Annotated in this window: 25 protein-coding genes; 11 read left to right on the forward strand and 14 right to left on the reverse strand. The window is 66.1% G+C overall.

Annotated elements, in window-relative coordinates; translation table 11 throughout:
• Position 1: 1 nt before the first annotated feature.
• From VJV41_RS20320 to VJV41_RS20335, 4 genes are read right to left on the reverse strand one after another with little or no spacing between them, the layout of a single operon-like run.
• The gene (locus VJV41_RS20320) at positions 2 to 502 is read right to left on the reverse strand and encodes an SRPBCC family protein (RefSeq protein ID WP_325336820.1); all 501 of its coding nucleotides are present in this window, start codon (positions 500 to 502) and stop codon (positions 2 to 4) included.
• Positions 499 to 816, reverse strand: coding sequence for a metalloregulator ArsR/SmtB family transcription factor (locus tag VJV41_RS20325; RefSeq protein WP_325336821.1), 318 nt, complete (start codon positions 814 to 816; stop codon positions 499 to 501). Before VJV41_RS20325 ends, VJV41_RS20320 begins: the two co-directional genes overlap by 4 nt.
• A 59-nt stretch (positions 817 to 875) precedes the next feature.
• A complete protein-coding gene (locus VJV41_RS20330; protein ID WP_325336822.1) occupies positions 876 to 1673 on the reverse strand; it encodes a thioesterase family protein in 798 nt (265 codons plus the stop codon).
• Positions 1670 to 2557, reverse strand: coding sequence for a RecB family exonuclease (locus VJV41_RS20335; protein ID WP_325336823.1), 888 nt, complete (start codon positions 2555 to 2557; stop codon positions 1670 to 1672). Before VJV41_RS20335 ends, VJV41_RS20330 begins: the two co-directional genes overlap by 4 nt.
• A 74-nt stretch (positions 2558 to 2631) precedes the next feature.
• On the opposite strand from VJV41_RS20335, the gene VJV41_RS20340 reads away from it, so the two are divergent.
• Entirely contained in the window at positions 2632 to 3471 is an 840-nt protein-coding gene (locus VJV41_RS20340; protein WP_325336824.1) for a tRNA (adenine-N1)-methyltransferase, read from the forward strand.
• A gap of 51 nt (positions 3472 to 3522) precedes the next feature.
• Here the strand turns inward: VJV41_RS20340 and VJV41_RS20345 are convergent, their stop codons facing one another.
• From VJV41_RS20345 to VJV41_RS20355, 3 genes are read right to left on the reverse strand one after another with little or no spacing between them, the layout of a single operon-like run.
• A complete protein-coding gene (locus VJV41_RS20345) occupies positions 3523 to 3819 on the reverse strand; it encodes a DUF503 domain-containing protein (protein ID WP_325336825.1) in 297 nt (98 codons plus the stop codon).
• 10 nt (positions 3820 to 3829) lie between these two features.
• On the reverse strand, positions 3830 to 4375 hold the full coding sequence (locus VJV41_RS20350) for a hypothetical protein (RefSeq protein ID WP_325336826.1): 546 nt from the start codon (positions 4373 to 4375) through the stop codon (positions 3830 to 3832).
• A gap of 8 nt (positions 4376 to 4383) precedes the next feature.
• Positions 4384 to 4875: a hypothetical protein gene (locus VJV41_RS20355; RefSeq protein WP_325336827.1), complete on the reverse strand. Its 492-nt coding sequence runs from the start codon at positions 4873 to 4875 to the stop codon at positions 4384 to 4386.
• A gap of 145 nt (positions 4876 to 5020) precedes the next feature.
• Here VJV41_RS20355 and arc point away from each other — a divergent pair, with 145 nt between their 5' ends.
• Entirely contained in the window at positions 5021 to 6853 is a 1833-nt protein-coding gene (gene arc, locus VJV41_RS20360; protein ID WP_325336828.1) for a proteasome ATPase, read from the forward strand.
• Between the two features lie 6 nt (positions 6854 to 6859).
• Here arc and VJV41_RS20365 read toward each other — a convergent pair whose 3' ends face one another.
• From VJV41_RS20365 to VJV41_RS20375, 3 genes are all read right to left on the reverse strand, one after another.
• A complete protein-coding gene (locus VJV41_RS20365) occupies positions 6860 to 7486 on the reverse strand; it encodes a hypothetical protein (protein WP_325336829.1) in 627 nt (208 codons plus the stop codon).
• Between the two features lie 91 nt (positions 7487 to 7577).
• A complete protein-coding gene (locus VJV41_RS20370; RefSeq protein WP_325336830.1) occupies positions 7578 to 8741 on the reverse strand; it encodes a hypothetical protein in 1164 nt (387 codons plus the stop codon).
• A 28-nt stretch (positions 8742 to 8769) separates the two neighbouring features.
• Positions 8770 to 9912 carry a hypothetical protein gene (locus tag VJV41_RS20375; RefSeq protein ID WP_325336831.1) on the reverse strand — a complete coding sequence of 381 codons (1143 nt, stop codon included), beginning with the start codon at positions 9910 to 9912 and terminating at the stop codon, positions 8770 to 8772.
• Positions 9913 to 10013: 101 nt separating this feature from the next.
• Between VJV41_RS20375 and dop the strand changes: the two genes are divergently transcribed.
• From dop to VJV41_RS20400, 5 genes are all read left to right on the forward strand, one after another.
• Positions 10014 to 11510, forward strand: coding sequence for a pup deamidase/depupylase (gene dop / locus VJV41_RS20380; protein WP_325336832.1), 1497 nt, complete (start codon positions 10014 to 10016; stop codon positions 11508 to 11510).
• Positions 11511 to 11625: 115 nt separating this feature from the next.
• Complete coding sequence (locus VJV41_RS20385) at positions 11626 to 11820, forward strand: ubiquitin-like protein Pup (RefSeq protein WP_003887572.1); 195 nt, start codon at positions 11626 to 11628, stop codon at positions 11818 to 11820.
• Positions 11817 to 12722, forward strand: coding sequence for a proteasome subunit beta (gene prcB, locus VJV41_RS20390; RefSeq protein ID WP_325336833.1), 906 nt, complete (start codon positions 11817 to 11819; stop codon positions 12720 to 12722). The genes VJV41_RS20385 and prcB overlap by 4 nt, the downstream gene beginning before the upstream one ends.
• On the forward strand, positions 12719 to 13465 hold the full coding sequence (gene prcA, locus VJV41_RS20395) for a proteasome subunit alpha (RefSeq protein WP_325336834.1): 747 nt from the start codon (positions 12719 to 12721) through the stop codon (positions 13463 to 13465). The genes prcB and prcA overlap by 4 nt, the downstream gene beginning before the upstream one ends.
• Before the next feature lie 9 nt (positions 13466 to 13474).
• Positions 13475 to 14194, forward strand: a complete 720-nt coding sequence (locus VJV41_RS20400; protein WP_325336835.1) for a DUF2071 domain-containing protein — start codon at positions 13475 to 13477, stop codon at positions 14192 to 14194.
• Positions 14195 to 14283: 89 nt separating this feature from the next.
• Here VJV41_RS20400 and VJV41_RS20405 read toward each other — a convergent pair whose 3' ends face one another.
• Genes VJV41_RS20405 through VJV41_RS20420 form a run of 4 tightly spaced genes read right to left on the reverse strand, consistent with a single transcriptional unit; the run spans position 14284 to position 17592 of the window.
• Positions 14284 to 15156, reverse strand: coding sequence for an alpha/beta hydrolase (locus VJV41_RS20405; RefSeq protein WP_325336836.1), 873 nt, complete (start codon positions 15154 to 15156; stop codon positions 14284 to 14286).
• A 20-nt stretch (positions 15157 to 15176) separates the two neighbouring features.
• Complete coding sequence (locus VJV41_RS20410) at positions 15177 to 16787, reverse strand: alpha/beta hydrolase (protein WP_325336837.1); 1611 nt, start codon at positions 16785 to 16787, stop codon at positions 15177 to 15179.
• On the reverse strand, positions 16784 to 17059 hold the full coding sequence (locus tag VJV41_RS20415; RefSeq protein ID WP_325336838.1) for a DUF7162 family protein: 276 nt from the start codon (positions 17057 to 17059) through the stop codon (positions 16784 to 16786). The genes VJV41_RS20410 and VJV41_RS20415 overlap by 4 nt, the downstream gene beginning before the upstream one ends.
• 53 nt (positions 17060 to 17112) lie before the next feature.
• Positions 17113 to 17592, reverse strand: a complete 480-nt coding sequence (locus VJV41_RS20420; RefSeq protein WP_325336839.1) for a hypothetical protein — start codon at positions 17590 to 17592, stop codon at positions 17113 to 17115.
• 86 nt (positions 17593 to 17678) lie between these two features.
• Here VJV41_RS20420 and VJV41_RS20425 point away from each other — a divergent pair, with 86 nt between their 5' ends.
• The 4 genes from VJV41_RS20425 (at position 17679) to VJV41_RS20440 (ending at position 22045) form a co-directional block, all read left to right on the forward strand.
• The gene (locus tag VJV41_RS20425) at positions 17679 to 18380 is read left to right on the forward strand and encodes a TetR/AcrR family transcriptional regulator (protein ID WP_325336840.1); all 702 of its coding nucleotides are present in this window, start codon (positions 17679 to 17681) and stop codon (positions 18378 to 18380) included.
• Positions 18381 to 18556: 176 nt separating this feature from the next.
• On the forward strand, positions 18557 to 19915 hold the full coding sequence (gene pafA, locus VJV41_RS20430; RefSeq protein WP_325336841.1) for a Pup--protein ligase: 1359 nt from the start codon (positions 18557 to 18559) through the stop codon (positions 19913 to 19915).
• A gap of 145 nt (positions 19916 to 20060) precedes the next feature.
• Complete coding sequence (locus VJV41_RS20435; RefSeq protein ID WP_325336842.1) at positions 20061 to 21065, forward strand: YafY family protein; 1005 nt, start codon at positions 20061 to 20063, stop codon at positions 21063 to 21065.
• On the forward strand, positions 21062 to 22045 hold the full coding sequence (locus VJV41_RS20440) for a YafY family protein (RefSeq protein ID WP_325336843.1): 984 nt from the start codon (positions 21062 to 21064) through the stop codon (positions 22043 to 22045). Before VJV41_RS20435 ends, VJV41_RS20440 begins: the two co-directional genes overlap by 4 nt.
• The last annotated feature ends 20 nt before the right edge of the window (positions 22046 to 22065 follow it).

A 22065-nucleotide genomic window follows, 5' to 3' on the forward strand; every position in this document is an offset into this window, starting at 1 on the left:
ATTAACTCGACTCCCGCAGTGTTTTATTGACTTCAAGGCGACGTGTCGTCCAGTCCGGCAGCACGTCGCCGGCGAGGTAAGCCTCGAGGCGATCCAGGTAGGCGTGCGTGCCACCGAAGAACCCGCTCGCATTGCGCACGCCAAGCCCTCGATGAGTGAAGCGAAGCAGGGTCCCGTCCCCGTCCGCGGTCAGTTCGTAGCGCACCACTCCGTCTTCGACGATCGGCTGCTTCCATTCGTGTTCGAGGACATTTGGCGGGTCCCACACGAGGATTCGCCCGGTCATCCGCTTGCGTTCAGGCGGCAGTGGCGGACCGGTCGCGACCATGTCGATCATCCCGCCCTCGCGCGAGTCGATCGTCGTCTCGCCGAACCACTGCGCACGTTCGTCCGAATCGGTGATCGCCGACCAGACCATTTCGATCGGAAAGGGCAGGCGCCGTTCGAAATTGAGCACCGCGCGGTCACCGTCTACGGTGAGCCGCCCATTGCGTTCAGTCATCGCGACTCCTTGCGCTTGTTTTCCAGGTGCCGCTCGAGGGCGTCGAGGTGATCGGCCCAGTAGCGGCGGTAACGGTCGATCCACTCGTCGATCGCGACCAGCCCGTCGGCCCGCAACGCGTAGATGCGGCGCTGGGCGTCGGGCCGAACTTCGACGAGCCCGACCTCGCGCAGGACGCGCAGGTGCCGTGACACCGTCGGCTGGGTCAGCCCCGGCAGCGTCGCGACCAGTTCACCAGCGGTGCGTTCACCGTCCATGAGTGCGTCGAGCAGCGCGCGCCGACTGGGCTCGGCGACCGCTTCGAAGACATCCACTCGTCCAATATCGCACGGCATCTATATAGATGCAAGTGCATAGAGCTCCTTGCGGGCGATTACGGCCGGCGCTGAACCAGCAGTGTTTGCGCTACCGTGCCGATAAACCCCTGGCGGTCAAAGATTTCCGCGCTTGTCACGCCGATGCCGTCGGGACCGATCGAACCGCGGGCGCGCAGCCCGAAGTCGTTTCCGACGGGCAGCCGGTGGAGGTGCACTGCGGTGTCGGTGTTCATGAAGACGAACTCCTCGGGGTCCAGCGCGGCGCCCGCACCGTTCGCACAGTCGACCACCATGACCAGCCGCTGCAGCTCGGTTGTCTGTTCCGAATCGACCAGAGGGACAAGGGGGCTGAGCCAGACCACGTTCGACTCGCCCTCCGCGGTTGGTTGGCGCCGCCAGCTCACCGTCTCCAGGTAGCCCTTCGCGCCCTCCCAGCTGTGCGGAACCGGGATCGATTCGCCCTCGACAATCGGCGGAAAGCGGTCGGTCGCCGCGTCGGCGGTGTCGCTGGTGGCCAGCAGCCACGCCGTGACACGGGCGACTGCGCGTTCGGCACCGTCCGGACGCGGCGCCAGCATCTCGGCGGCCATCATCGAGATGCGTGCACCCGGACGCTCCACCCATGCCCGCACCCGCAGCCGTGTCACGGGGATCGCGCCGAGGATGTCCAGCGTCACCCGGCCGATGCGCAACCCGGTATCGGCGGCGAGTTCCTCGATGAGCTTGGTCATCAGCGCGAGCGGCGGTGAGCCATGCTGGATTTCGGGATCCCAGTTGCTGCGCGTGCCGTCGGTGGACTCGAATACTTGAAACTCGCCATCGGCGGGGAGCCGATGGTAGTGGCATCTGATCACGCAGCCGGCTCCGACGTCTGCAGCACGACGTCGTCTTCGGAGTCGGAGCCCTCGTCGAGGTTCTCCGGCCAACCCGGATACGGCGGCGGGGTGCCGCCGAACACCGGGCAATGGGCGTGGTGTGCGCACCAGTCACACAGCCGCGACGGTCGAGGTCTGAAATCGCCTGTGGCGCCGGCAGATTGGATTGCTCGCCAGATCGCCATCAACGTCTTCTCGAAGCGCAGCAGCTCGTCGAGATCGGGGGAGTAGTCAAGCACCTGACCGTCGGAGAGATACAGCAGCCGCAGCCGGGCCGGCAGCACACCGCGCGAGCGCAGCAGCGCCACCGCATAGAACTTCATCTGGAACATGGCCTTGAACTCGGCCAGCGCGCGCGCCTCCGGTGGCGCCTTACCGGTCTTGTAGTCGACCACGCGTAACTCACCGGTGGGCGCGACGTCGATGCGGTCCACGAAGCCGCGCAGCAGCGTGCCGTCGGAGAGCTCGACTTCCACGCGTTGCTCGCAGCTCTCGGGATCGAACCGCGTCGGGTCCTCGAGCCGGTAGTAGCCCGACAGCAGCGCCCTTGCCTCGGCGAGCAGCTCGGCCCGCACTACCGGCTCGATTTCGGCGGCCACCTCAGGCTGCCCGGCGACCACACGGTCCCACGCCGGGTCCACGAGCGTCATCGCCGTGTCCTGGCCGCGTTCGGCGGCCGGCAGCGCGTAGAGCTGCTCGAGCGCGGCGTGTACGACCGAACCGCGCACCTGCGCGGTGGACGCAGGCTCGGGCAGCCGGTCGATCGCGCGGAACCGGTACAGCAGCGGGCACTGCTTGAAGTCGCTGGCCCGCGACGGAGACAGCGCCGGACGCCGGACTTCCGCCGCCGGTTCGTCGCTCATGAAACCCAGCGTATGACCACCATCCGACAACCCCGAGCACCTGTAGCGGCGCGTCTACTGGCAGGCTGAAAGCTGTGCCAAGGACCGGTCCGTTCGAAGTCGGTGATCGCGTACAGCTCACCGACGCGAAGGGCCGGCACTACACGATGATCCTGACGCCCGGCGGCGAGTTCCACACCCATCGAGGCATCGTCGCGCTCGACAACGTCATCGGGCTGCCGGAGGGCAGCGTCGTCAAGTCGACCAGCGGCGACCAGTTCCTCGTGCTGCGGCCGCTGCTCGTCGATTACGTGATGTCGATGCCGCGCGGCGCCCAGGTGGTCTACCCCAAGGACGCCGCCCAGATCGTGCACGAGGGCGACATCTTCCCCGGCGCTCGCGTGCTGGAGGCGGGGGCGGGCTCCGGAGCGCTGACGTGTTCACTTCTGCGGGCCGTCGGACCCGACGGCCGGGTGACCTCGTATGACGTGCGCGACGACCATGCCGTTCACGCCGAGCGGAACGTCACGACGTTCTTCGGTGAGCGCCCGGAAAACTGGGAGCTGGTGATCGCCGACGTCGCCGACTATTCAGGCCCGGAAGTCGACCGCGTGGTGCTCGACATGCTGTCCCCGTGGGAAGTCCTCGACGCGGTCGCAGGCGCGTTGGTGGCCGGCGGGGTGCTGATGATCTACGTCGCGACCGTCACCCAGCTCTCACGGACGGTGGAGGCGCTGCGCGAGCAGCAGTGCTGGACCGAGCCGCGTGCGTGGGAAAGCATGCAACGCGGTTGGCACGTCGTCGGTCTCGCGGTGCGTCCGCAACACACGATGCGCGGGCACACGGCGTTTCTGATCAGCGTGCGCAAATTGGCGCCGGGTGCGGTCGCGCCGATGCCGCTGCGGCGTAAGCGTCAGCTTGGCGGCAGCGTTTAGTCGGACGACGATCAAGCGGCGGGACCCGCGTTGAGGAGTTCGACCATCGATCTAGTCGTCGGTATCACGCCGCAAGCCGCGACGCGCGGAAAGCAAGTCCATCTCCGGGCGCGCGGCCACCAACCGTTCGGCCGCGTCGAGCACGTCGACGACGTGTGCGCGGTCTGCCGACACAACGGCCACGCCGATGCTGGCGCGCCGGTGCAGGTCCAAAGAGCCGGTTTCGGCCGCAGACACGGCGAATCTGCGCTGCAGCTCGGCGATGACGGGACGGATCGTGGAGCGCTTCTGTTTGAGCGAGCGCACATCCCCGAGCAGCAGGTCGAATTCAAGCCAGCCGATCCACATCAACGAGCACTCAGCGGGTTGGGGTCGCGGTCTGCTCCTGGCCCAGTTTGAGCAGTATGTCGGCGGTTTGGCGGGTCAGCTGCCATGTGCCATGCATCGGGCTGAACTCCATCGGGAACGTGAAGTCCCCTCCGCCTTGACGACTGGCCGTCTTGATGACGATGTTGGCCACGACATTTCCCTCATGGGCCTGGGCCCAGGTCATGTCGTTGGCTTCGAAGGACAGCGGCATGAAGCCGCCGTCCTTCAACGCCTTGGTAAAGCGGTCCAGCGCGGCGGCGTCGTCAGCCGTGGCGTACTCGACGAGGCCGAGTTTGTCGGTCCCACCGACGTTGGGGTCGGTCAGCCGCGCCATCACATCCGTCAGCGCCGACGGAGGAGGCAGTGGAGCGGTGGACGGCGGTGGCGGGGCCGGCACGGCCGGAGGTTTGGTGATCGGCCGCGGCGTCTCGACCGACGCCGCGGGCTGGCCGGCCTTGTCATCACCACACCCGCTAAGCCCGAGCGCCGCCGCAATTGCGACGGCGCCCAGGACTATGGCACAGGTGCGATGCACTCGGTTGATCAGCCCGCCGCCGAGAGCAAGTTGAGGGCGGATGCCTTCGCGATCTGCCAGCCCGTCGGGCTGGGCCCGGCCACGAACTGGATGTTCTGCGTAGCGCTGACGCCCTGCGCAGACGTTGCGGTGACATCGGCGGTCGCCACGCCGCCCTCTTGATCGACGTTGGCGACGATGAAGGTCAGCGGGAACTTGCCCTCCGCCGCGGCCTTGTTGTAGGCCCTGTCGGCGGCGATGGTTTCGAACCGGCCCATGCCTCCTTGGATGTAGGCCGCTTTACCGGCGAACGAGCCGCCGCCTGCGAGGGCCTGCAGTGTCTGCGCGAGTGGAGCCTGCAAATCCGGCGCCGGCGCTTGCGGCAGCGGGACGTCCCACACGACCGGTTGCACTGCCGGAGCCGACGGCACACCGGGAGATGCAATCGAAGTCACACCCGCCGCGGCACCGCCAGCGAGGGCGATGGCTGCAACGCCGGTAACGAGGGCTTTCAGGGTCACGGCTGTCCTTTCGATCGGCCGAACTCATCAGAGAGGTTAACAGTGTTGCTGGTGTGTCGAATTGCTACACCGCACACAAAGTCTGAATCGCCGGTAGCGTTGAAGTTGTTACTGCACCAATATTCGGTGCGGGAGGGAGCGCAACATGAGTGAGTCAGAGCGTTCGGACGGTTTCGGAACCTCCCGAGAGTCAGGCATGTCCAGCGAGGATGCCGCCGAGTTGGAGGAGCTGCGCCGCGAGGCCGCGATCCTTCGCGAGCAGCTGGAGAACGCGGTGGGCCCGCAAAGTGGCCTGCGCAGCGCCCGCGACGTGCACCAGTTGGAGGCGCGGATTGACTCACTCGCGGCCCGTAACGCCAAGCTGATGGAAACCCTCAAAGAGGCCCGTCAGCAATTGCTCGCGCTGCGCGAAGAGGTCGACCGGCTGGGCCAGCCGCCCAGCGGTTACGGGGTCCTGCTCGGTGTGCAGGAAGACGACACCGTCGACGTGTTCACCTCCGGCCGCAAGATGCGGCTGACGTGCTCGCCCAACATCGACACCAAGATCCTGAAGCAAGGGCAGACCGTCCGGCTGAACGAGGCGTTGACCGTCGTCGAGGCCGGCAACTTCGAAGCCGTCGGTGAGATCAGCACACTGCGCGAGATCCTCGCCGACGGTCACCGCGCGCTCGTGGTCGGCCACGCCGACGAGGAGCGCATCGTCTGGCTGGCCGAGCCGCTGGTGGCCACCGAACACCTGCCCGACGGCTACGACGACGAACGCGACGACGATCTGCGCCCCCGCAAGCTGCGCCCCGGCGACTCGCTGCTGGTGGACACCAAGGCCGGATACGCGTTCGAGCGGATCCCCAAAGCCGAGGTCGAGGACCTGGTCCTCGAAGAGGTGCCCGACGTCAGCTACAACGACATCGGCGGCCTCGGCCGGCAGATCGAGCAGATCCGCGACGCCGTCGAGTTGCCGTTCCTGCACAAGGAGCTCTACCGGGAGTACTCGCTGCGCCCACCGAAGGGCGTGCTGCTGTACGGTCCGCCCGGCTGCGGCAAGACGCTGATCGCCAAGGCGGTGGCCAACTCGCTGGCCAAGAAGATGGCCGAGGTTCGTGGCGACGACGCCCGCGAGGCGAAGAGCTACTTCCTCAACATCAAAGGCCCGGAGCTGCTCAACAAGTTCGTCGGCGAGACCGAGCGCCACATCCGGCTGATCTTCCAGCGTGCCCGTGAGAAGGCGTCGGAAGGCACGCCGGTGATCGTGTTCTTCGACGAGATGGACTCGATCTTCCGCACCCGCGGCACCGGTGTGTCGTCCGATGTGGAGACAACCGTTGTCCCGCAGCTGCTTTCGGAGATCGACGGCGTCGAGGGCCTGGAGAACGTCATCGTGATCGGCGCTTCCAACCGCGAGGACATGATCGACCCTGCGATCCTGCGGCCCGGCCGTTTGGACGTCAAGATCAAGATCGAGCGACCGGATGCCGAAGCGGCACAGGACATCTTCTCGAAGTACCTCACCGAGCAGCTGCCGGTACACGCCGACGATCTGGCCGAGTTCGGCGGAGACCGGGTGGCCTGCCTCTCAGCGATGAGGGAGAAGGTCGTCGACCGGATGTACGCCGAGATCGACGACAACCGGTTCCTCGAGGTCACCTACGCCAACGGGGACAAGGAAGTCATGTACTTCAAGGACTTCAACTCCGGCGCGATGATCCAGAACGTCGTCGACAGGGCGAAGAAGAACGCGATCAAGTCGGTGCTGGAGACCGGTCAGCCCGGTCTGCGCATCCAGCACCTGCTCGACTCGATCGTCGACGAGTTCGCCGAGAACGAGGATCTGCCCAACACCACCAATCCCGATGACTGGGCGCGGATTTCGGGTAAGAAGGGCGAGCGGATCGTGTACATCCGCACGCTGGTCACCGGCAAGTCCTCGAGCGCGTCGCGGGCGATCGACACCGAGTCGAACCTCGGTCAGTACCTGTAAGGCGGTCTACGTCTGCAGCGAGTAGCTGTTGGCCAAGTCGTCCTGGGTCACGCACGCTTCCGCGTTCGTCGTGTCAACGCGCAGCGGCGTCGACGGCGTCCTCGGTTCGTAACGCCACCCCGCGGGCAGCGACAGTCGGCTCGCGAGGGTAGGCAGATCCTCGAGGGCGAGCGTGTGATCTACTGTCTGGCTCCACGTCTGCATGACCCAGCGCCGACCGTCGGGATCGATGAGTTCGTAGATCTCGCGGCCCGCATCGAAGACGAAGATTGCCTTGCGGTCTACCCGATTGACGTTGTACGGCGCCGGATTCATCGACGCGAGTTTCACCGTAGCCTGACGGATCATCTCGATAGCGCCGAAGCTTTTGCGCTCCTGAGCTTCTGCGCCCAGTTTTCCGATGCTGCTCATCAGCCAGTAACGAGGGCCGTTGAGTAGTGCGGCTGCGGCGCCGTTTTCGGCGGCGATGGCCTGCGCATCGAGCTTGTCCCACAACTCTGCGGGGCAGTCATTGAGCGGGAAGGTGTTGTAGACGGTTGCTTCGGGTCCGGATTCGGTGACGTGGACAAGGAGCACCTCGCCGTAGCGTTTCCCGAATACGTTGTCGATCATCCTGACGTCGTCGGCGGCCATGCCCGCAACGTAACTCTCACGCGCCACGAGCGTGCGCGAAATGTCCACAATTACCGGCGTGTCGCGGTACAGACACGCACGCTCGCGGTAGTTACGCCCGCTCGTTCTCCAATTCCAGATATGCGTCACGGCCGGCCAGACTGACGGCCACGTCCGCGATCAGCGGATCGAAGAATCGCTGACGATACAGCGGGTCGACGCTCGTGCTCACAGTGAAATACAGACCCGACAGCACTGCGACCAACAGCGACATATGCACGATCGTCTGCGGAACCGGGACGTGGATGCCGAACCACGTTCCGGGGCAAGGCGGTTCACCGATTGCGCAGCTCTGCTCCGACGACCACAGCACCGCCACGTCGTCGGGAACGGATACGATACCCAGCGCCAGGAAGAATGCGAACAGGCCCGCGGTGAACAACACCACCTGGATGGCCTGGGCCACCACCATCACCGCGACGACGTTGATCTGCTCGGCCAGCGACAACGGGGTGCGAACCGGTTGATGCCCTTCACCGATCGCCAGCGGCGTTCCCGTCAGCAGCATTGCCGCATCGGTTCGCTCGGCGCGGTCTTCGCGCAGTGCGCGAACCTCGTCGCGAATCGTGGTGACCATGAAGACGATCGCCACCACGGCGAGGAATCCGATTGTCTGCCACAGTCGTTGGCGCGACATTCGGGCTGACAGCTGCCACAGCTCGCCGGTGAAATACACCAGCACGGTCAGCATCAGCAGCGGCAGCGCCCTGCTCATCAACGTGCCGAGTGCACCCAGCTGAACCCAGGCAAAGCGAAACGCCCACAAGGCAATCGAACCGATGCCCACATACGTCAACCAGATGGCGACAACCGCGACGATCGCGAACCCGATCACTTCGGCGGCGGCCAGTCCCGAGAAACCGCTTCCGGCGAACGGAAGTCCGAGGACGAACAGCGCCATCACCAGAAGAGCCGCCGAGCGTCGGCCCGCCTCACTGAGCGTGGTGCCGACCTGATGCAACAGATACAGCGCGAACGGAGCCGCGACGAGTAACAGCGTCAGCACGCCAAGCCGGATCGCGTAGCCGAAGTCCGGGTCGCCGTCGGTGAGTTCGGCCAGCGTCATCGTCAATGCGATGGTGGCGCCGATGCCGCTGACCATCGGTGCCGACCGTTCGATCAGCGCGCGGGAGCGAACGCGGCGGGTCAGCACCAGCGGCAGCCCGCGATGCAGGAACCATTCGTGCACACCCCGCATGTCGGACACGGGCAACATTGTGCGCGATTGCAGCGGTCGCCGGGGGTCAGCGCGCCGATACGGCCGCGCGGTATCGGTTGCGGGCGACCAACGTCAGCCGAAGGTCATCGAAAAGCGGGTCGAAAAAGCGGGTCCGATACTCGGTGTCGCTGGCGGTACGCGCGCTCATATACATGAACGTCAGAGCGCCGAGGAAGAACGTCATCTGAATCAGCGAATCCGGTACCGGGATCGTCATTCCGAGCACCGTGCCGTCGCTGCGGCCGTTGCGTGTCCATGCCGCAAGGACTTCGGGGGACAACAGGATCAGGCCGAGTATCAGGAAGAGCAGCGCGGTCATCGCGGCGATGATCAAGATCTGGCTGATTTGCGATGCGGCGACGACGAACATGACGTTGAGCCGCTCGGCCCGTCTCAACGGCCGGGCCTCGGCCGGATCCGGCATCGTCTCGAACGGCGTGCCGGCCAGCTGCGCGGAGCGGTCGTCGGCCGGCTGGGCGGTGGCCATGATGGCCCTGACGCGTTCGGCGGTGATCGATACCACGAACGCCGCCGCGATCACGATCAGAAACAACAGTGCCACCCACAGCCGACGGCGCGAGATCGTCGCCGCCATGAGCCATACCGGCGAATTGAAGAAGACCAGAAAGGTCAGCAGCAGCACCGGCAGGGCGCGCACGACCAATGATCCTGCGGCGGCAAGGTTGGACATCGTCATCTGGATGGCCCAGCCGAGGATCGAACCTGCGCCACATGCGGTCAGCGCCAGGATGGCGGCGAGCACGATCGCCTCAATGACGAGGTCGGCCAGAAGCCTTGGGCTTGGGCCGCCGAGTACGCCGCCTGCGATCGCGATTGTCACCGCGACGGTCGCGGCGATGGTGCGCCCGCGCAGCGTGCGAATGCGTGACACCAGCCAGCCCACGGTCGCCGCGACGGGCAGCACGAAGACCAGCAGCGCGAGCACGAACCATTCGGCCCGGGTCGGCTGACCCTCGATGTCGATCGTGTGCTTGCCGGTGATCTGGACGACGAGCGCGGAGTTGGCCATGAATACGGCGAACGTCGCCAGCGCCGGCGCCGAACGCGGCCACAGCCGCCGAACCAGCGCTCCCGGCCTCAGCACCGCGGGCAGACCGCGGTCGAGGAACCAGGCGTCGGCGGCCCGCCGCTGAGTCACGTCAATCATGGAGAGCCCCGGCAGCCGCACATGTCGCGGCCGCGTCGCCTTCGTCGCGCGGAGATGGCACGGTCGCAGGCTACTGCGCAGCGTCCCTTACGCTGGGCGACATGCAACGGATTATCGGAACCGAGGTCGAGTACGGCATTTCATCGCCGTCCGATCCGACCGCGAATCCGATCCTGACCTCCACGCAGGCGGTGCTGGCGTACGCGGCCGCCGCCGGGATCCAGCGCGCCAAGCGCACCCGGTGGGACTACGAGGTCGAGTCGCCGCTGCGCGACGCCCGCGGGTTCGACCTGAGCCGGTCCGCGGGCCCGCCGCCGGTGGTCGACGCCGATGAGGTCGGGGCGGCCAACATGATCCTGACCAACGGCGCGCGCCTTTACGTCGACCACGCCCATCCGGAGTATTCGGCACCCGAGTGCACGGACCCGCTGGACGCGGTGATCTGGGACAAGGCCGGGGAGCGGGTGATGGAGGCCGCCGCGCGCCATGTGGCCAGCGTTCCCGGTGCCGCCAAGCTGCAGCTTTACAAAAACAACGTGGACGGTAAGGGCGCCTCCTACGGTTCTCATGAGAACTATCTGATGAGCCGCCAGACGCCGTTTTCCGCGGTGATCCAGGGGCTGACACCGTTCCTGGTGTCACGGCAGGTGATCACCGGGTCGGGACGGGTCGGCATCGGGCCGTCCGGCGACGAGCCGGGGTTTCAGCTTTCGCAGCGCTCCGACTACATCGAGGTCGAGGTCGGGCTGGAGACGACGCTCAAGCGCGGCATCATCAACACGCGCGACGAGCCGCACGCCGACGCCGACAAGTACCGGCGGCTGCACGTCATCATCGGCGACGCGAACCTCGCAGAGACGTCGACCTACCTCAAGCTCGGCGCCACGTCGCTGGTGCTGGATCTGATCGAAGAGGGCATGGACCTCACCGATCTCGCACTGGCCCGTCCCGTGCACGCGGTGCATGTGATCAGCCGCGACCCGTCGCTGCGCGCGACCGTCGCGCTTGCCGACGGCCGGGAGCTGACCGGCCTTGCGCTGCAACGGATCTACCTGGATCGGGTGGCCAAGCTGGTGGACAGCCGCGACCCCGACCCACGCGCCGCCGACATCGTGCAGACGTGGGCCAACGTGCTCGATCTGCTTGAGCGCGATCCGATGGAGTGCGCGGAACTTCTGGACTGGCCGGCCAAGCTACGGCTGCTGGAGGGATTCCGGAATCGGGAGAACCTGAGCTGGTCGGCGCCGCGGCTGCACCTGGTCGACCTGCAGTACTCCGATGTGCGGCTGGACAAGGGCCTCTACAACCGGCTGGTCGCACGTGGCTCGATGAAGCGGTTGGTCACCGAGCAGCAGGTGATCGACGCCGTGGACAACCCGCCGACGGACACCAGGGCCTATTTCCGCGGCGAGTGCCTGCGCCGCTTCGGCGCCGACATCGCCGCGGCCAGCTGGGACTCGGTGATCTTCGATCTGGGCGGTGATTCGCTCGTCCGGATTCCAACCCTGGAGCCGCTGCGGGGCAGTAAGGCCCACGTCGGGGCCCTGCTGGACTCGGTGAACAGCGCCGTCGAACTGGTAGAACAGCTCACAACTTGAACCTTCCCGTCCACCTCCCAGTAGCGCGCTATCCCAGGCAATTCGGGCGTCGCCCGGTAGTGTGGAGTAACCGGCGGGCAGCTGTGAGCCCGCCGATGACTATCAGGAGGCAGCGATGGCTCAGGAGCAGACCAAGCGTGGCGGTGGCGGCGGCGAGGACGACGACCTCACCGGCAGCACTGCCGCCGGGCAAGAGCGTCGCGAGAAGCTGGCCGAGGAGACTGACGACCTGCTGGACGAGATCGACGACGTTCTCGAGGAGAACGCCGAGGACTTCGTGCGTGCATACGTCCAGAAGGGTGGCCAGTGACCTGGCCGCACCGCGAACAGCTGGCCTTCCCGTCACCGCTACCTGGAGCACCTTCCGTCCCTGTGGACCTGTCGTCCTTTTCTGAACTGCTGCGCCGCCAGGCGCCTGAACTCCTACCCGTGAATAGGTCCGGTGCTACGCACGTTGGCCCGAGTGATGCGCTGCCGCACGGCACCACGATCGTCGCGCTGAAGTACCCCGGCGGCGTGGTGATGGCGGGTGACCGTCGCTCGACCCAGGGCAATATGATCGCCGGCCGCGACGTGCAAAAGGTGTACATCACCGACGACTACACGGCGACAGGCATTGCGGGCACCGCCGCCATCGCGGTGGAGTTCGCCCGGCTGTATGCGGTCGAACTCGAGCACTACGAGAAGACCGAAGGCGTGCCGCTCACGTTCCGCGGCAAGGTCAACCGGTTGGCGACCATGGTGCGCGGCAATCTGGGTGCCGCCCTGCAGGGCTTCGTCGCGCTGCCGCTGCTGGCCGCCTATGACCTCGACGACCCGAATCCTGATGCGGCCGGGCGGATCGTGTCGTTCGACGCGGCCGGCGGGTGGAACCTCGAGGAAGAGGGCTACCAGTCGGTGGGATCGGGATCGATCTTCGCGAAGTCGTCGATGAAGAAGCTCTATTCACGGGTGACCGACGGGGATTCGGCGTTGAGGGTCGCGGTGGAAGCCTTGTACGACGCGGCAGATGACGACTCGGCGACGGGCGGACCGGACTTGGTGCGCGGTATCTATCCGACGGCGGTGATCCTCCGTGCAGAGGGGGCCGAGGAGGTCGCGGAGAGCCGGATAGCCGAACTGGCGCGCGAAGTCATCGAAAGCCGTTCGCGCAGTGACACCTTCGGTCCCGAGAGTGCTGCTCAATCGCATGACGCGCGGGGAGATTCGTGAGTTTTCCATATTTCATCTCGCCCGAGCAGGCGATGCGCGAGCGGTCCGAGCTTGCGCGCAAAGGCATCGCCCGCGGACGAAGCGTGGTGGCGCTGGCCTATTCCGGCGGTGTGCTGTTCGTCGCCGAGAACCCGTCGCGGTCGCTGCAGAAGGTCAGCGAGCTCTATGACCGGGTCGGCTTCGCCGCCGTCGGCCGGTTCAACGAGTTCGACAACCTGCGCCGCGGCGGCATCCAGTTCGCCGATACCCGCGGCTACGCCTACGACCGTCGTGACGTGACCGGCCGGCAGCTGGCCAATGTGTATGCGCAGACGCTCGGCACGATCTTCACCGAACAGGCCAAGCCCTACGAGGTCGAGCTGTGTGTCGCCGAGGTGGCGCACTACGGTGAATCCAAAGCACCTGAGCTGTACCGCATTACATACGACGGGTCGATCAACGACGAACCGCACTTCGTGGTGATGGGTGGCACCACCGACCCGATCACCGCGGCGATGAACGAGTCGTACACCGAGAACGCCAGCCTGTCGGACGCGGTCAAGATCGCGGTCGACGCGCTGAGGGCGGGCAGTGCCAACGGCGGTTCGGAACCGCGTGCCCTCGGGCCGTCGACGCTTGAGGTCGCTATCCTCGACGCGAACCGGCCACGACGGGCGTTTCGGCGGATCACCGGCTTGGCGCTGGAAGCTCTTCTGCCCGTTGATGATTCGGATTCGAAAGACAAGAAGTCCGACGGCGACTAGATTTCGATCATGGCCGAGCTCGTAACGGCCGAGGCGCCGATTGTGCCCTGGCCGCGCATCCTGCGGCAGCGCTGGGTGAACCTGTCGTTCTTGCATTGGGCCGTAGACCCGGAAAGCATCGCCCACCTCTATCCGGTGGGCACCGAGCCCGACACCTTCGAGGGCACCAGTTACGTCGGTATGGTGCCGTTTCAGATGGGGTTCTTCGGCAGATTCCTGGAGACCAACGTTCGGCTGTATTCGGTTGACCGAACGGGTCGACGCGGCGTGGTCTTCCTGTCCCTCGACACCAACCGGCCCGACGTGGTCGCAGGCGGTAGATGGATCTTCGGTGTGCCCTATCGGTGGGCCCGCATGGATTATCGCGAGCACGCGGACCGTCGCGCCTACACCTCGACGCTGCGCTGGCCCGGAGCGTCCGCGTCGAGCAGTGTCGAGGTGCGGATCGGCGATGGCTTGGTGGCCGGACCGCTGGAGCATTTCCTGACTGCCCGGTGGGGATTGCACGTCGCGCGCGGCGGCCGCACCTGGTATCTGCCCAACGAGCACCCTGTTTGGGCGCTGCGCCGGGCCGAGCTGATCGCCATCGACGACGGCGGTCTGTTCGCGTCGGTTGGCCTCGGGGATCTCGGCAAGCGGCCGCCGGACCATGTGATCTTCAGCGAGGGTGTGGCCGCGCGGTTCGGACTGCCGGTGCGGTCGACGACGCCGCGTGCGGTCAGGCCGTGAACGCGTTGACGACCGTGCCACCATGCGCGCCGCGGGACGCGACATGAGCTCGAAGTAGAAGGAAGGCTCGCGGTGAATGTCTCGGTGAACTATGTCGGCTGTTGAACCAATATGAGCTCGGCGAACTGTTCTGGGCACTCCAGTGGTGTGAAATGCCCGGCATCGTCGGCCATGTGGAGGCGCACATCGGTGAAGTAGTGCGCCAACCGGTCCGACCACGCAGTCGGGTACATCGGATCATGCGCCGGCCAAAGCACATCCGTCGGCACGTGAATCTTGATGGCGCGCTCGGGTGGCAGCTCGGTGAGCGATTGCGCGATCATCCCGGCGCCCGCGCGGTACCACGCTATCGACGCGGTGAATGCGCCCGGTAACGCGTAGTCGGATGTCAGGCGGTCCAGATCATCTTCGGAGAGAACGAAATTCGGCCCCGACCAGTGCTTCCAGAAATGCCGCAGATAGTCACGGACGGCGTCGGGATTGCCGTCGATCAACTGTGCGGCCAGCGGCAGCTGGTGGAAGGCCTGATACCAGAACTCGCCCTGCGCCTTGGCGGTCAAGACGCGGTCACCGGCGCCGGGCAATGGTGGAGACAGCACAAGCGCCGAAACGAGATCGGGATGCATTCGGGCCACACTCTGCGCGACGCGGCTGCCCACGTCGTAGCCGGCCAGCACGACATCGGTCAGACCGAGTTCCTTGATCAGACCGACAACGCTGCTGGCTTGTGCGGTCGCGCTGTAGAAGTGGCGCACCGCGACATCGTGCTTGTCCGAGCCGCCGAAGCCTCGAAGGTCGGGGACGACGATGTCTGCGACATCACCGAGCACAGGAACGACCTGTCGGAAGTCATGGCGGTTGCCTGGCCATCCATGCAGCAACACGACCGGTGGAGCGCCGGTGCGCCCGAATCGGTCAAAGGCCAGCCGGAACCCGTCCACCGGGGCGCTGCGCGACCACATCCGCCCATTCTTGCCATCAGTCAGCCTGCTTTGTGCAGGGTTTCGCGATCACCGGTGATGACCGCCAGGATGTTTCGCCACGCGTCAGACGGCCGATTCAAGACGTCTGTGTGGGCCTTTGGGCCGGCCATCAATCGACCGTCGTCGTAATGGCCTGTGGTCAAACGGATTACACCGGTCATGTGGTCGGGATCGGCACCGTGCGGCCCGCCGGGAATGCCTTGCACCGCCTCGATGAGGTCGCCCGGCGCCGTCATCGAGAAACGCAGCACGTCTGGGTTGCGGTTGTGCCAATCACCGGGATCATCGACGCCCACACCCGCACCGGCCGCCGCGACAAACACAGTCCGATCCGAGGTGAGACCCAGCGCCTCCGCGGTGCCGACGATGGACGCGCCGTACGAATGGCCGATGTATGTCACGGGCACTGGTCGCCCGATCGCATCGACGGTGCGGTCGACGTCTTCGGAAAAGGCCACCAGCGGCGGTGCCATGTCCAGCGCGTATCGCGGATCGGCGGCATCGACGAGCGCCGTGGCCACGTTGCTCCCATGCGGGAAGGGGCCGCCCAGATACGTGATGACGGCAACGTCCCCGTGCATCGCCGAGACGAACCGCCTGGCGGTCTGCGTATCTGCGGCCGACCCTTCGATTGTGGTGTTCAGCCCAGGAACCAGGACGGCGACACTCTGCGCGGTAGCCAGGCTTCCGTTGAGTTCCACCAGTGAGCCGCGGTCGGGGTCGAACGCCAGGATCTGCCGGTCGATGCGACGGCCCGTACCGGCCGGATCGTCGACCTCACTGAGCAGGCTGCGGTAGAACGCTTTGCGCTGCAACGACTCCGGGCTGTCATCGGGCTCGTCGACGATCGCCTGCGCGATGTTGAGGCGATTCGCCGCGACGCGCATATCCCACGGGACGCCGTCGGTGTTGCCGACCTGCCGCGCGAATTCGGTGACGAGTCGCTCGCGCTGCTCGACGGTCATCGCGGCAAACTGATCGGAGATTCGGTCCTGGCTCATCGCCGGCCAACCTGACACGACGTCACCGGCTCGCACGGGCCACGCGCCGGCCGGAAGCGTCGCGGCGGGCCGGGGGAGCGGCGTTGACGCAAGCGCCTCCCTGATGTCATGCGCGGCATCGGCATCGGCGGCGTCCAGCCGGTCCAGTGCGGCGACGACCTGCTCCGTCAACTCCGAGGCTCGTAGCCCGAGCATGTCGTGGGCCACCCTGGTGTCGCCGCCTGACAGTGCGACCAGCAGGGGCGCCGGACCGGCTCGCACCGACACCGTCCCGTCGTCGCCGACCGCGAACCCTTCGTCGTGCGCCTTGGCGGTGCGCGCCTGCACGTCGGCGCGTGCCGCCGCGATCTGCTCGGCGCCGTCGCGCGCGGTGACCGATGCCGTGACCAACGCCCGCGCCGCAGAATCACCGGCTGCCGCGATGAATGCCGCGTCACCTCGCGCGCCATCGGCGGCGGCACCGGTCCAGTAGGCACGGCTGCGACGGATGTCGTCGATGACGGCATCGACATAGGCCGACAATCGGCGCGCACCTTCGTCCCAGCCGTCGGCCAATCGGGCCAGCGCCGGCGGGCACCAGGCCTCGGCTTGCGAGATGCTCGGTCTCACCGTCCGAATCGTTGGCCGTTGCGACGATCGGCCCGCTCCATGGCATCGGCCGACATGTGCGCGGCCACTGCCCATCCCCGCATATTGGCGACCACATCGGCGAGCCTGGCGGCGACAAGGTCAGGGGCGGCGATATTTCCGACCGCCGAACCCTGCAGTTCGTCGGGATCCATTGCGGGCCAACGCATATCGGCGATGGCATCCGCGGCCTGCGTCACGCGGTTGGCGACACTTCGCAGCTGTGTCAGATCGACTTTGGTTCGTCCCCCCATGCCTCATGCTGGCAGATTTGCCGCTTCCGCCGCTGAAGTTATCCACAGGCGTACTAGGCAGCGCTGGAAGGCCTACCGGCCAGATGCTCCGGATCGGCAACCGGTTTCGTCGACGGCGCGAACCATCCGACGTAAGTCAGCCACAGGCCCATCGCCGTCAGCAACCCGAAGAAGATTCGAGCGGCGAGGACCAGGCCGGGACTTGCGATGGTCTGCCCGGCACCGGCTTCTATCGCGGTCGGGAAGGCCATCATCGCTAGACCGCGCAATGCGACGAACCACCCGAAGAACGAGATCAGAACCGCGCTCACACTGCGCCAGTACTGATGGAACGCGATGATGATCAGCCCTGCGAGAAGCATCATCGCGCCGAGGATCCAGGGCAGCACGGAGTTGCCGAACAAGTCGTCGAGCAGACCGGTGAGGCCGGGAAGGCGGATCGTGATGATCAGTGTGGCCAGCGCGACGAACGGGCCGATCACCCGTGCGAATGCCCTGGTCCGGTAGATCGACTCTGGCGTGGACTCAGGCATCTGTCTCCTTTAATAAACCGACGGACGGTCTATTAATACAATAGGCTTGACCACAGACCGACGTCAACGGAAGGAGGATCGAGACCTTGGCGCGTCACGTCAAGCCAGACGAGTACACCGCGCGACGGCGCGAAATTCTCGACGCGGTGCTGGAGCTCATGCACCACAAGGGCTACGAACGGATGACGATCGAGGACGTCCTGGCGAAGACGGGAATGTCCAAAGGCGCGCTGTACCACTACTTCCGGTCCAAGTACGCCTTGTTGGAGGGCGTCGTCGAGGCGATCGGAGAGCGTGCGGTGCGAGAGTTACAAGGCGTCGTCGGTGACCCGAACCTCGGCGCAATCGAGAAGATGCACGCGTACTTCCGGACGGAACACGCCTGGAAAACCGAGAACGTCACCGCGGTGTCTGCGGTCATGCGGATGCGACGCGACGATAACAACGCTCTGCTGCGGCAGAAGCTGTCCCAGGAGTCGATACGGACCACGGCGCCAATGCTCGAGGCGATCATCCGCCAGGGTTGCGATGAAGGCGTTTTCGACACCGACTATCCGCACGAGGCGGCGGTGATCATCACCGGAATGGGCCTGCACCTGGCCGACGCTTTCATCGACGCAATCGAAGCGGACGGGGCGGTCGGCGCGGACATAAGCGGGCCGAACATCCAAGGCGTCCTCGCCGCGTACTTCCAGGCGTTCGAACGCACCTTGGGGGCACCGACGGGCTCACTCGCATCGTGGGCTGAACAGCTTGCACCGCAGGGGATTGCAAACCGCCGCGCATAGCCCAGAACACGCCTGCAACAACCGCAGCGACGACGAACGCCAATCCCAGATCGTCGGCGATCGCCCTGTCTCGGCGCTCACCTGCCGAGCTTGCCGGACGCTCCCTCCACAGTTGACCGCGGCCTTCGGCGCGGCTTGCCCGCCGTGGTCGGGCAGCAACCAGTAGTCTCGATGACGTGCAGCGACGAATCATGGGCATCGAGACGGAATTCGGTGTCACCTGCACGTTCCACGGCCATCGTCGGCTGAGCCCCGACGAAGTTGCCCGCTACTTGTTCCGGCGCGTGGTGTCGTGGGGCCGCAGTTCGAATGTTTTCTTGCGCAACGGCGCGCGGTTGTATCTCGACGTGGGTAGCCACCCCGAGTACGCCACCGCCGAATGCGACAACCTCACCCAGCTGGTCACCCATGACCGCGCCGGCGAGCGGGTGCTCGAGGATCTTCTGATCGACGCCGAGCAGCGGCTGGCCGACGAAGGCATCGGCGGCGACATCTACCTGTTCAAGAACAACACCGACTCGGCGGGCAACTCCTACGGGTGCCACGAGAACTACCTGATCGTGCGGGCCGGCGAGTTCTCCCGGATCTCCGATGTGCTGTTGCCGTTCCTGGTCACCCGCCAGCTCATCTGCGGCGCGGGCAAGGTGCTGCAGACGCCGAAGGCCGCGACGTTCTGCCTTTCGCAGCGCGCCGAGCACATCTGGGAGGGCGTGTCGAGCGCCACCACGCGAAGCCGTCCGATCATCAACACCCGCGACGAGCCGCACGCGGACGCCGAGAAGTACCGTCGGCTGCACGTGATCGTCGGCGACTCGAACATGTGCGAATCCACGACGATGCTCAAGGTCGGCACCGCGTCGCTGGTGCTGGAGATGATCGAGGCCGGTGTCGCGTTCCGCGACTTTTCTCTGGATAACCCGATCCGCGCGATCCGCGAGGTCAGCCACGACCTGACCGGAAGGCGCCCGGTGCGGTTGGCCGGTGGCAGGCAGGCGAGCGCGCTGGACATTCAGCGCGAGTACTTCAGCCGCGCGGTCGAGTATCTGCAGACCCGGGAGCCGAACTCGCAGATCGAGCAGGTCGTCGACCTGTGGGGCCGCCAGCTGGACGCGGTCGAGAGCCAGGACTTCGCCAAGGTCGACACCGAGATCGACTGGGTGATCAAGCGCAAGCTGTTCCAGCGCTACCAGGATCGCTACAACATGGAGCTGTCCGATCCGAAGATCAGCCAGCTGGACCTGGCCTACCACGACATCAAACGCGGCCGCGGCGTGTTCGACCTGCTGCAGCGCAAGGGACTGGCGGCACGCATCACCACCGACGAGGACATCGAAGCCGCGGTCAACACTCCGCCGCAGACGACGCGGGCCAAGCTGCGTGGCGAGTTCATCAGCGCCGCACAGGAAGCGGGTCGCGACTTCACCGTCGACTGGGTTCACCTCAAGCTCAACGACCAGGCCCAGCGCACTGTGTTGTGCAAGGACCCGTTCCGGTCGGTCGACGAGCGGGTCAAGCGCCTCATCGCTTCGATGTGAGGCGCATCGTCTTTGTCGCTCGTTTGTCACTGCCAGCTGGGCACAACGACCGCCGCGTCGCACAGAGGCTCCTGTCCGCTGTGATTAATGCAAAGCCCCGGAGCGGCGACCAATAAGTCGGCCGATCGGAACTAGGCTGTCCCGAGTGGCGATCTCCAAAGTCGAGCGGCTGATGAACCTTGTCATCGCGCTGCTCTCGACCCACACCTTCATCACTGCCGAACGGATCCGCGAGACCGTCTACGGCTACTCGGAGGACGCCAGCGACGAAGCGTTCTCCCGCATGTTCGAGCGCGACAAGAACGAGTTGCGCGACCTGGGCATCCCGCTGGAGACCGGGCGGGTGTCGCAGTTCGATCCCACCGAGGGCTATCGCATCAACCGGAAGGCCTACGCACTTCCGGCCGTCGAGCTGACCGCCGACGAAGCCGCCGCGGTCGCCGTCGCGACGCAGCTGTGGGAATCCCCGGAACTGATCACCGCCACCCAGGGCGCATTGCTGAAGCTGCGCGCGGCCGGTGTTGACGTCGACGCCGCCGACGCCGGCGTCGCGATCACCTCGGCGGCCGCTCTACCCGGACTGCGCGGTTCCGAGGACGTGCTCGGAATTCTGTTGTCCGCCATTGATTCCGGCCACGCTGTGCAGTTTCCGCACCGGCCGTCGCGCAGCGAGCCGTATACGATCCGCATGGTGGAGCCCTGGGGTGTGGTGACCGATAAGGGACGCTGGTACCTGGTCGGCCACGATCGCGACCGCAACGCCACTCGCACCTTCCGGCTCTCCCGCATCGGCGCCGACGTCACCACCGTCGGCCCGCCCGGCGCGGTCAAGCGCCCCGAGGACGTCAACCTGCGAGAAATCGTCGACCGGGCGGTGGCCGAGTGGCCGACCGGCGGGCAGGCGCGCGTCTGGGTCGCCGCTGGGCGTGCCACCGCGCTGCGCCGGCAGGCCACGGTGGTCGGCCCGCGGACGCTCGGCCACCGCCCGGGCGAGGAGATCACGCTCGACATCGGGATGTCCGATCGGCTGGCCCGCGAAATCGCCAGCTACGGCGCCGACGCCGTGGCACTCGAACCGCAGTCACTACGCGACGACGTGCTGGCGCGGCTGCGGGCGCAGGCGGGGCAGACGGACGAGGTGAAAGCGTGAGTACCGTGTCGACGCGGTTGGTGCGGCTGCTGAACATGGTGCCGTACTTTCAGGCCAATCCGAAGATCACCTACGCCGAAGCGGCCTCGGACCTCGGCGTGACCGTCAAACAACTGCGTGACGACCTCAACCAGTTGTGGATGTGCGGCCTACCCGGCTACGGTCCAGGCGACCTGATCGACTTCGAATTCTCCGGTGACACAATCGAAGTCACGTTCACCGCGGGAATCGACCATCCGTTGCGGCTGACATCGCCCGAAGCGACCGGGGTGCTGGTGGCGCTGCGGGCGCTCGTCGATGTGCCGGGCATGGTCGACCCCGAAGCCGCACGCAGCGCGATAGCCAAGATCGAGACGGCCGCCGGCACGGCCAGCCACGGATTCGAGAACGCCGCCGCGGCCGTCGATGAGCCCGCGCCCGTGGAAAGCGAGGCCGCCGCTGCGGTGCGGGCCGCCGTTCGCAACGGCCGCGCGCTGGCGATCGAGTACTACTCGGCCTCTCACGACATGTTGTCCAGCCGGGTCGTCGACCCCATTCGGGTGGTCCTGGTCGCCGACCACAGTTACCTGGAGGCCTGGTGCCGCTCGGCCGAGGGGGTACGCCTGTTCCGGTTCGACCGCATCGTCGACGCGCAGGTGCTCGACGAGCCGTCGGCGCCGCCGCAGCCCGCCGTGCAGGCTGGCCCCGACACGTCGCTGTTCGACGCGGACCCGTCGCTGCCGTCTGCGAGGCTCTCGATCGAGAAGTCCGCGTCGTGGATGTTCGACTACTACCCCCTGCGAGTGATCCACGAACTGCCCGACGGAGCCTGCGAAGCCACAATGACCTACGCCTCCGAAGAGTGGATGGCGCGATTCGTGCTGGGCTTCGGATCCGCTGTCCGGGTACTCGAACCGGAGACGCTGGCGGCGCGGGTGCGGGAATCGGCGGCGGCGGCGCTGCGGGCCTACGAAGTCGGTCTCAACGGGTTCGGCGAGTAGACTCGGCGCAGACGTCTGGA

This window comes from Mycobacterium sp., from assembly GCF_035274705.1.
GTDB lineage: Bacteria > Actinomycetota > Actinomycetes > Mycobacteriales > Mycobacteriaceae > Mycobacterium.